General features: G+C 39.7%; 1 protein-coding gene and 1 pseudogene. Both read left to right on the top strand.

Annotated elements, in window-relative coordinates; translation table 11 throughout:
* A pseudogene (locus CLV95_RS19600) lies at positions 1-92 on the top strand (crotonase/enoyl-CoA hydratase family protein); the annotation flags it as partial.
* A gap of 334 nt (positions 93-426) precedes the next feature.
* Positions 427-963, top strand: coding sequence for a DUF1564 domain-containing protein (locus CLV95_RS18530; RefSeq protein WP_002731682.1), 537 nt, complete (start codon positions 427-429; stop codon positions 961-963).
* The last annotated feature ends 270 nt before the right edge of the window (positions 964-1,233 follow it).

Genomic DNA, 1,233 nt, shown 5'->3' with positions numbered 1-1,233 from the left:
CTCAACTTTTAGCCCTGATGGAAACCAAAGACGCAGAAGAAGGCCTCGCTTCTTTTGTGGAAAAAAGACCAGCAGTTTTTCAGGGCAAATAGATGTTTATAAACATTTTAGGAAACATTGAAACCTAGCCGAATCCGCAACCAAACTTTTTATAAAAATGGATGTTTCGTTTTTTTCGACAGTCATCTTGATTCGGATTTCGTTTTATTTTTCATTTTGAAAGAGAATCGGTGTATCCTGAGAGATTTCTTCTTTACTTACAGCGCGTCCCAAAACCTGCGGAAGTGATCCTTAGAGAGTCGCACTTTAGTTTTTTGCTTTATCAAAAAGTAACTAAAGCGTCTCGCTTCTATTGGTGCTCGACGGGAAATTTTCCCTTTTTTCACCGATCGGTTCTCTCATGCTATAGCGGAGAACCGCTTTGGTATGGACATTCTTTTACTTTCTTCCCAAAAAAAGATTATATCCGCTTTGAACGAAGGCGAGACCGGCTCGGATTCTCTTTTAATTCCGATGTGTTATTGGAATCGTTTGAATGAATTACAAAAAAAAGCTCTCTCCAAAAAACTTCCCTTCTTACTCAAGAGATACACTAAATACATCGCTTCTTGCGATAGACTTCACTGGAAAGCAGGCAAGGTCAAATACAACCGGGGCGTCGGAGCTCTGAAAAAGATGACAATCCATGTCAATACGGGAGTTTGGGCGGTTTTAGGTGTTTTGGCGGCTGCGCACGGGGTTTCAAGGTGTTTTCTTTTTAACTACCTGCTTTGGCTGGAAGATTCTGGCATTGGGAATTCTATTGTGGATACAATGAACCGAGGAGTTCCTCAGTTTCATGGGACTTACAAAATGAGCTGGACCTTAAATCTACAGAAAAATCAAATTTTTAGAACATTACTCATCAAACCAAACCCAATCACCAGCAAACACTTGTTCTCCTTACCAAAGCCGGATCTCTAAAAACCGACTCACACACATTAGACGACGTCCTCAAAAACGTGCGAGTTCAAAAAACCTTCAAGAACTTCTTGGAGTTCATAACTAACGTAAGTTCTGCGATTGAAAATGAGAAAGAATATTCTAAAAGTGTGAGCTCCTACAACTTTAGAATTTGTTCTTAAAATGGTGATTTGCGGTAGTTCCCCCACTTTAGGAATCCATCTATAAAGTTCAGATCCCGAATTCTTTCAGAAAAATGAATCTTCTTACACCGAACTCACCTTAATCTAA

It is taken from the genome of Leptospira borgpetersenii serovar Javanica (genome assembly GCF_003046425.1).
Classification (GTDB): Bacteria; Spirochaetota; Leptospiria; order Leptospirales; family Leptospiraceae; genus Leptospira; species Leptospira borgpetersenii.
Note: the sequence above shows the minus strand (reverse complement) of the source record. Positions and strands in the feature narration are given on the sequence as shown.

Bases quoted from the DNA above. Each gene is read 5' to 3' on its own strand.
- CLV95_RS18530 (WP_002731682.1), top strand. From the start codon at position 427: ATGGACATTCTTTTACTTTCTTCCCAAAAAAAGATTATATCCGCTTTG.